This is a genomic window from Rhodococcus sp. WAY2, from assembly GCF_009859915.1.
GTDB lineage: Bacteria > Actinomycetota > Actinomycetes > Mycobacteriales > Mycobacteriaceae > Rhodococcus_F > Rhodococcus_F oxybenzonivorans.
In genome coordinates this window covers 6,614,116-6,622,033 of record NZ_CP046572.1, presented here as the reverse complement: position 1 = coordinate 6,622,033, position 7,918 = coordinate 6,614,116, and the positions used below count along the sequence as shown (strand labels likewise).

Genomic DNA, 7,918 nt, shown 5'->3' with positions numbered 1-7,918 from the left:
GTGGTTCCTCCCCAGTTTGTCGAGATGTCGGTGCCGTCGCCGAGGTGGAATTGGGCGTTCCCCGACCTGAGGATGGACCCCGTACGGACCTACGAATATGCCATCTGAACTGTGTTTCCACACAATTATCCACAGATGTGGACAAAGCATGGAGGACTGGTGTGAAGACGTCGTTACGAGGTGAAGATTCCAGATTTACCGCCCTGAGCTGCGGTTTTGCGCAGGACGTCTGGACGAGGGGGGTGGACCCACCCGGGATGTGACGTGCGTCAGCAACCCTCGGGGTGACCGAAGGCGGGACACCATCTGTGCCCTGTGGATGAATTGTGGTGAATGTGCAGATGAGAACGGTGAAGTCGAGAGCTGGGCACTCGATCAGGGTTCATCGGCGAGACCATGTTTCAACGCTAGCAACAGTGTCGGCAACCTCACAGCGGTTTGGCACATCGGAAGTTGGGGTGCAAGCATTTATCGAACCTCGGCGTGTCGGTCATCCCGTTCGCAGAGGAAGTGCAGGTGAGCGAGTTTGACCTGACCGGGAGTCATCAGTACTCTCGAACAGTCACCCTGTGGTGAGGTGGCGGTATCGTGCTGGATTCAGTCCAGCGGCGATGTCGTGTGTCACTGCTGGTTGACCACCTGAGTTTTCGACCATGTTAGATCCAGGACGCCGGGAGGCGTCGATGAATTTCGAGGAGTGTTGACCGTGGCCAAGGGCAAGCGGACGTTCCAGCCGAACAACCGACGCCGCGCGCGCGTTCACGGCTTCCGTCTTCGTATGCGGACCCGTGCGGGTCGTGCAATCGTTTCGGCGCGTCGCCGTAAGGGCCGCGAATCCCTCACCGCCTGATCCCGATACTGGGTTCAGGAGCTCGGGGTGTTGCCTGAGCCGTACCGATTGCGTCGTCATTCAGACTTTTCGTTGGCTGTACGACGCGGTCGCCGGATGGGAAGACGCGATCTGGTTGTCCACGCATTCGACCGTGGACAGACAGGCGAGCTGGTGAGTAGCGGCGGTCCACGATTTGGACTGGTTGTGAGTAAGGCTGTCGGGCCGGCGGTGATTCGACATCGAGTCGCACGCCGGCTTCGTCATATCTGCATCGACCTGGTGGGTGCTGTTCCAGCCACCACCGATGTGGTGATTCGGGCTCTTCCGGGAGCCGCGACTGCAAGTAGCCGGGATCTGGACAAGCAACTTCGTGCAGGTCTCTCCCGATTGGATCTTCTTGCGCATGAGTAACTTCGCATGAAAAGCGCACTCGACGAGTCGCGCGCCGCCGTGGCGGGTGCCGATACCCCGACGACGTCCACGTGGGCAACCATCCGTGCCCTCCCGGCGCGAATCCTTATCTTTCTGATCGAGTTGTACCGGACATATGTGTCGCCCCTGAGGTTGCCGACCTGCCGGTTCACACCCACCTGTAGCGAGTACGCAGTCGAATCCCTGCGCACCCACGGGGTTCTCAAAGGTCTTGTCTTGACGGTGGTCCGGCTGGCGAAATGTGCGCCCTGGCACCCTGGTGGGTGGGATCCCGTGCCCGCTGGGCCGGATTCGGTCCCTCACCAACATGCGGGTAGCCGTCATCCGGGTAGCCGTCATCACTGTCCGGTGAACGTGGACGAACAGAGGAGTACATAGAGCCGTGCTCGACTTCATTTACTATCCGGTGTCCGGGATCCTGTGGGTCTGGCACAAGGTTTTCGGGGCGATTCCCTTCCTGGGACCGGACAGTGGCTTCACATGGGCCCTCTCCGTGGTGTTCCTCGTCTTCACCTTGCGCGCCATCCTGTACAAGCCCTTCGTCAAGCAGGTGCGTACGACGCGCCAGATGCAGGAACTGCAACCGCAGATCAAGGCACTGCAGAAGAAGTACGCAGGTGATCGCCAGCGGCAGGCCGTCGAGATGCAGAAGCTCCAGAAGGAGCACGGATTCAACCCGATTATGGGCTGTCTACCTGTGCTTGCTCAGGCCCCTGTGTTCATCGGTCTGTTCCACGTTCTTCGGTCGTTCAACCGCACCGGCACCGGTTTCGGACAGCTCGGCATGTCGGTCGAGGACAACGCGAACACGCCGAACTACTTCTTCAGCGTCGAGGACGTCCAGTCCTTCCTGAGTGCCCGACTTTTCGGTGCACCGATCTCGGCTGCGATCACCACCCCGTCGGATCAGCTCGAAGCGTTCGCGATCTACGGTCCGGTCCCGACCATGCTGAACATTGCAGCGGTCGCTATCCCGCTCATGGTCATCGCGAGCGTTGCGACGCACTTCAACTCCCGCGCCTCCGTCGCTCGACAGAGCCCTGAGGCCGCCGCGAACCCGCAGTCCGCGATCATGAACAAGCTTGCGCTGTGGATCTTCCCGCTGGGCGTCCTTGTCGGTGGCCCCTTCCTCCCCATCGCAATCCTTCTCTACTGGGTGAGTAACAACATCTGGACCTACGCGCAGCAGCACATCGTCTTCCGGAAGATCGATGCGGAAGAGGAAGAGAAGAAGCAGGCAGCGCTGGCTCGTCGAGCGGAGAACGCCCCGAAGCCCGGTGCACGCCCCAATCTTTCGAAGAAGAAGAAGGCTGCGGTAGACGGAGCCCCGGCCGAACCAGAGGTCGTCGACGGAGTGATGGAAGACGACGCCTCCGAACAGTCGACGGGAACTGCGAGCGGTGACGGTTCTCCGACGGGTACGTCGAAGCCGAAACCCGGTGCCCGACCTCAGACGAACCGCGGAAAGTCCCCTAAGCGCAAGCGGCGCTGATTCAGAAAAGAGAACGAGTATGGCTACTGAGCCTGACATCGCAGTGGACGGAGATGAGACAGACGTGACTGCTCCGACGCAGAACCCGGACACCGAGGTTGACTCCGATTCTGACGACTACCTCATCGAGGAAGGCGAGATCGCCGGCGACTACCTCGAGCAGCTCCTCGACGTGCTCGATTTCGATGGCGATATCGATCTGGACGTCGAAGGGGATCGAGCAGTCGTCAGTATCGACGGGGGTGACGATCTCACCAAGTTGGTCGGCCGCAAAGGTGAGGTACTCGACGCACTCCAGGAACTCACACGCCTTGCTGTGCAGCAGGCAACGGGTGAACGTAGCCGGCTGATGCTGGACATCGCTGGTTGGCGTGCCGGGCGTCGCGCCGAACTCACCGAGTTGGGTGCCTCCGCAGCACGCCGCGTGCTCGAGACCGGTGAACGGGAGGAGCTCACTCCGATGACCCCGTTCGAGCGGAAGATCGTGCACGACGCTGTTGCCAAGGTCGCGGGTGTCTCCAGCGAGAGCGAGGGCGCTGAGCCGTCGCGTCGCGTAGTCGTGATCAAGGACTGACTCAGCACACCACATTTGGAAGGCGGGCCCAGGGATACCTTGGGCCCGCCTTCTCCATTCCGGCAACAGTGGTCGGTTTCTCTCGTTTCACGTGAAACACACCAGCCCCTCCCCTCCCCCGGCCTGAGTCGTCGCCTGAGCGGCAACGTGCCGCTGTCACTCACTGCAAGAATTGGTGACCACCCACGGCCCTCGCGCGCGACTGCTGAGCATCCGCAAACGCCGATTTTGCGAACTCGGCCTGGACCGGGACCGCCGAATAGTCCGTCCGTAGCCGAGCGAGGTGCGTGGTGTGCGTGCGGGCCTGGGGCCGGAGCGACGTCGGTTGGCGGTACCGGCGAGAGGCAGGCGTTCCGGTCGATTGAGTTTCGCTGCAGCGAGCTCGGCTACTTCCGCCGCGCCACATTTCCACCGAGGACGCCGACTACGCACGACGCGGGATCGTGATGCTCGCTTTGATCGAAGGTTTGCGTCCGGAACTTCGGAGGTGGTTGGTTTCGGTGTTGGCATGCGGACCCAGCGGCAAGCGGTCGGCGGTCCGGGATTCCTTCGGTTCAGGTGAGCCGGGCGGTGCATTACGAAGAATCGGCGAAATTTAGAGTCGGTTTTCGGCCATCCAACCACTCATCGGAGTTTCGTCACTGTGATGATTCCGATTCGGGCTTGTCGACGCGCCGCAATGGGCGCATCTCGGGATTCGTCAGGCAATCGGAGATGCAGTGATCGTGGCGGCAGCAGCACAGGGCGGCCGACATGTGAGGTGGGCCCAGGTCTCTTCTCCGAACGCGGCAGTCGGGCAAGTTCCTCGGGTGCGGCGTCAGTCCTAGCGACATCAACGGCCACCATCGGTGGTTCCACGTGAAACATCGCTCCCCGGTGCCGACATACATTTTGAGCCGCTCGGCTGACGAGACCGCGGACACCAGAAGTCACATCGTCTCCATCCAATCCTGCCTGGTGATGGCTGAACTCGGGGCACCTGTCGCCGGCTAGAAGGCGGGCGAGAGTCTTCGCGTTCAATTCAGTGTTCGGTAGCTTCCAAGCCGCCGAGCGGGTACATCGGTTCGCGGCAGCGCCCTCATCACTTCCTGGCAGCGTGCCCAACGTTGCCCGTACCGCATACCGTTCGTCCAACCCACCGATTATCGACGTCAGGCGTGCGGGTTGATCGATCCGAGCTGAAGTCGAGGTGCGCCCAAATCGGGGTGAAAATCTTGTAGTTCGGACGAGAGGTCCGCCTCAGCTAGTCGATGTTTCACGTGGAACCGGCGTCACTGCGGTCCATCGGGGTCGAGGGTTCAAGTCCGACGCAGAGATGCGCCTCAAGTCCTAATCCGCTAGGCCGGGCCGGGGCGCGCGTATCCGCAGTGAAGTCGGAGACGATCCTGAGGGCGTGTCCGTATGTTCCACGTGAAACACGGGCCGGATGCGACCCCAACTCTGGCGCCACACGGAACAGACGTCGCGACGTGTGCCCGAGCGCCGCACACAAACCCGGCACGGCACCGCTTCCCAATCGTGCACGGAAGCGGATGCCTCGGACGATCTCGAACTCTCGATCGTGGGCAAGGCGGGAGTTGCGCGCCTACCGGACCGACGGCGTTCTCCGCTCGGACCACTCCCCTCCCCCACCGAGGGGGCGGTGGTGTAAACACTGTTCGGCGTTGCGGGTGGGTGTTAGGGGACGCAGTCGGGAATCAGGGCGGATAATGGAGAGGCTGAGTTTGTAGAAGATGAGCTCTTCGCGGGAGGATGTTTCACGTGGAACCGAATGGTGAGAAGCCGGCCGACTGGGACGAACAAGCGGCGGCTCGCCAGGTGTTCGGTGAACGATTCGACATCGCGGAGCGGTACTACAAGTCTCTGGCAAGTGACGGTGTAGAGCGTGGTCTGATCGGGCCACGAGAGGTTCCTCGCCTGTGGGAACGGCACCTTCTCAACTGTGCAGTGATCGGTGAGTTGATCGCTGAGGGCGAGTCCGTGGTGGATGTCGGCAGTGGAGCGGGACTGCCCGGTATTCCGTTGGCGATTGCCCGTCCCGACTTGCGGATCACCTTGGTCGAGCCGCTGCTGCGACGATCTGTATATCTTGCGGAGTTCGTCGAATCCAACGGTCTGGATGTGTTGGTTGTTCGTGGTCGCGCGGAAGAGTCTGGCGTCGTGAAAGAAGCCGGTGGCGCGGATGTCGTCACATCGCGGGCAGTGGCACCGTTGGAGAAGTTAGCCAAGTGGTCGCTGCCGCTGATCCACGAGCATGGGAGAATGCTTGCACTGAAGGGTTCGAGCGCGGCCGACGAGATCGCCCGCGACCGTGCCGCTTTGACTCGGCTGGGTGCTGGCAAGCTGGACATCGTGGAATGTGGAGTGGGTCTTCTTCCGGTTCCTACCGTGGTGGTTCGGGCAGAGCGTGTACCGAAACGCCGTCAGCGCCGATGAGACACTCGGGCGACGGATGCGGAGTGAGTATGTCGAGTAACGAGCGATTCCCAATCGAAGGAGTAATCAATGTCGGGTGGGCCTGAATCCGCCGTTTCACGTGAAACAGTTTCACGTGAAACCGAACATCGATCCGACCACGCGACGAGCTCAGGAAACGGAGACGACGGATTCACTGCTCCGTATAACGGCATCTCCGCCGAAGAGACTCCGATTGGCGCGGCCGCACATAGAGCCAGTCAGGTACTCCACCCCCACTCCGTGACGCTACCCAAACCGCCGGAGCGCCGGATTCTCACAATCGCCAATCAGAAGGGCGGGGTCGGCAAGACCACCAGTGCGGTCAACCTCGCCTCCGCTCTCGCAGTGCAGGGCTTGACGGTCCTCGTGATCGACCTCGACCCCCAGGGCAATGCCAGCACCGCCCTCGGAGTGGCCCACCATTCGGGTATCCCGTCGAGCTACGAACTGCTCCTGGGTGAGGTGACCGCCGCCGAGGCGATCCAAACGAGCCCCCACAACGAGCGGCTCTTCTGCATCCCGGCGACCATCGACCTCGCCGGCGCCGAGATCGAGCTGGTGTCGATGGTGGCCCGCGAGGGTCGGCTGAAGGGGGCGCTGTCAGAAAAGGCGCTCCGAGATATCGACGCCGACTTCATCCTCATCGACTGCCCTCCATCGCTCGGCCTGCTGACGGTGAACGCGATGGTCGCGGCCAAGGAAGTTCTGATTCCGATCCAGTGCGAGTACTACGCGCTCGAAGGCGTTGGTCAATTGCTGCGGAACATCGAGTTGGTGCAAGCCCACCTCAATCCGGACCTGCATGTCTCGACCGTGCTACTGACGATGTATGACGGCCGCACGAAACTCGCCGACCAGGTGGCAGCGGAAGTCCGGTCCCACTTCGGAGACGCCGTCCTCCGCGCGGTCATCCCCCGAAGTGTGAAGGTCTCCGAAGCGCCCGGATACGGGATGACCGTGTTGGATTACGACCCCGGTTCACGTGGCGCGATGAGCTACCTCGACGCGGGACGTGAACTCGCAGCGCGCACAGCACAGATCACGAAGCAGGAGCAGAGATGAGTCAGACGCGTAAGGGTGGACTCGGCCGTGGATTGGCGGCGCTGATTCCGACCGGTCCCACGACGGCGCCGGGACTGGGCACTGCTGCCGCCGATGTAGTGATCGGCACAGACAAGCGCCACATCCCCACCCCGCCCACCCCGAACTCGTCGACATCACCTTCCGGCAGCGACCGAGCTCCTGCATCCACGGGAAACAACGGAGATGGAGAGGTTACGAATGGGGCTGAGCCCCTCCCCTCCCCCACCGGGGCCGTGTACCGGGAAATCGCCCCGAACCTGATCGTGCGCAACCCGAAGCAGCCGCGACAGGTCTTCGATGACGAGGCGCTGGCGGAACTGGTGCACTCCATCCGCGAATTCGGTTTGATGCAGCCGATCGTGGTGCGCCCGGTAGAAGACGGCAAGTTTCAATTGGTCATGGGTGAGCGCCGCTGGCGGGCCGGCCAGGAAGCCGGACTCGACACGATCCCGGCCATCGTCCGTGAGACGGGTGACGACGCGATGCTCCGCGACGCCCTCCTCGAGAACATTCATCGGGTGCAGCTCAACCCGCTCGAAGAGGCGGCCGCCTATCAGCAGCTGCTCGAAGAGTTCGAGGTGACTCACGAGGAACTGGCCGCGAAGATCGGTCGGTCCCGTCCCGTGGTGACCAATATGATCCGCCTCCTCAAGCTTCCGATTCCCGTCCAGCGCCGCGTTGCCGCGGGAGTGCTGTCCGCAGGACACGCCCGTGCACTGCTGTCTCTCGAGGCCGGCGCCGACGCGCAGGAAGTGATGGCGGCTCGAATCGTGGCGGAGGGCATGTCCGTCCGCGCCACAGAAGAAGCGGTCACCCTGGCGAACCGCAACGACGATCAGATCGCTCCTCCGCAACGCCGGAAGCCGATCCAGATGCCCGGACTACAGGACGTGGCCGAGCGACTGTCGGACTCCTTCGACACCAGGGTGACCGTCAGCCTCGGCAAGCGCAAAGGCAAGATCGTCGTCGAGTTCGGTTCGGTTGACGATCTGCAGCGAATTGTCGGGATGATGGAGGCGCAACGAGCCGATTCATGACCGTCTGGGCG

General features: G+C 62.1%; 8 protein-coding genes. All 8 read left to right on the top strand.

Going from position 1 to position 7,918, the window contains the following annotated elements; translation table 11 throughout:
- Positions 1–706: 706 nt before the first annotated feature.
- The 8 genes from rpmH (at position 707) to GFS60_RS29895 (ending at position 7,907) form a co-directional block, all read left to right on the top strand.
- Positions 707–850: a 50S ribosomal protein L34 gene (rpmH, locus tag GFS60_RS29930; RefSeq protein WP_005263481.1), complete on the top strand. Its 144-nt coding sequence runs from the start codon at positions 707–709 to the stop codon at positions 848–850.
- A 27-nt stretch (positions 851–877) separates the two neighbouring features.
- Positions 878–1,243 carry a ribonuclease P protein component gene (gene rnpA / locus GFS60_RS29925; protein WP_159926753.1) on the top strand — a complete coding sequence of 122 codons (366 nt, stop codon included), beginning with the start codon at positions 878–880 and terminating at the stop codon, positions 1,241–1,243.
- 6 nt (positions 1,244–1,249) lie between these two features.
- A complete protein-coding gene (yidD, locus tag GFS60_RS29920; RefSeq protein ID WP_159926751.1) occupies positions 1,250–1,642 on the top strand; it encodes a membrane protein insertion efficiency factor YidD in 393 nt (130 codons plus the stop codon).
- A 4-nt stretch (positions 1,643–1,646) separates the two neighbouring features.
- Complete coding sequence (gene yidC, locus GFS60_RS29915; protein ID WP_159926749.1) at positions 1,647–2,756, top strand: membrane protein insertase YidC; 1,110 nt, start codon at positions 1,647–1,649, stop codon at positions 2,754–2,756.
- 19 nt (positions 2,757–2,775) lie between these two features.
- On the top strand, positions 2,776–3,330 hold the full coding sequence (locus GFS60_RS29910) for a Jag family protein (RefSeq protein WP_109334759.1): 555 nt from the start codon (positions 2,776–2,778) through the stop codon (positions 3,328–3,330).
- 1,752 nt (positions 3,331–5,082) lie between these two features.
- Positions 5,083–5,766, top strand: coding sequence for a 16S rRNA (guanine(527)-N(7))-methyltransferase RsmG (gene rsmG / locus GFS60_RS29905; RefSeq protein WP_109334757.1), 684 nt, complete (start codon positions 5,083–5,085; stop codon positions 5,764–5,766).
- Positions 5,767–5,835: 69 nt separating this feature from the next.
- Positions 5,836–6,849, top strand: coding sequence for a ParA family protein (locus tag GFS60_RS29900; protein ID WP_159926747.1), 1,014 nt, complete (start codon positions 5,836–5,838; stop codon positions 6,847–6,849).
- The gene (locus GFS60_RS29895; protein WP_159926745.1) at positions 6,846–7,907 is read left to right on the top strand and encodes a ParB/RepB/Spo0J family partition protein; all 1,062 of its coding nucleotides are present in this window, start codon (positions 6,846–6,848) and stop codon (positions 7,905–7,907) included. Before GFS60_RS29900 ends, GFS60_RS29895 begins: the two co-directional genes overlap by 4 nt.
- Positions 7,908–7,918: the final 11 nt, after the last annotated feature.

Excerpts from the sequence above, each read along its gene's own strand:
- yidD (WP_159926751.1), top strand. The coding sequence starts at position 1,250 with ATGAAAAGCGCACTCGACGAGTCGCGCGCCGCCGTGGCGGGTGCCGAT.
- GFS60_RS29910 (WP_109334759.1), top strand. The coding sequence starts at position 2,776 with ATGGCTACTGAGCCTGACATCGCAGTGGACGGAGATGAGACAGACGTG.
- rsmG (WP_109334757.1), top strand. The coding sequence starts at position 5,083 with ATGTTTCACGTGGAACCGAATGGTGAGAAGCCGGCCGACTGGGACGAA.
- GFS60_RS29900 (WP_159926747.1), top strand. The coding sequence starts at position 5,836 with ATGTCGGGTGGGCCTGAATCCGCCGTTTCACGTGAAACAGTTTCACGT.
- GFS60_RS29895 (WP_159926745.1), top strand. The coding sequence starts at position 6,846 with ATGAGTCAGACGCGTAAGGGTGGACTCGGCCGTGGATTGGCGGCGCTG.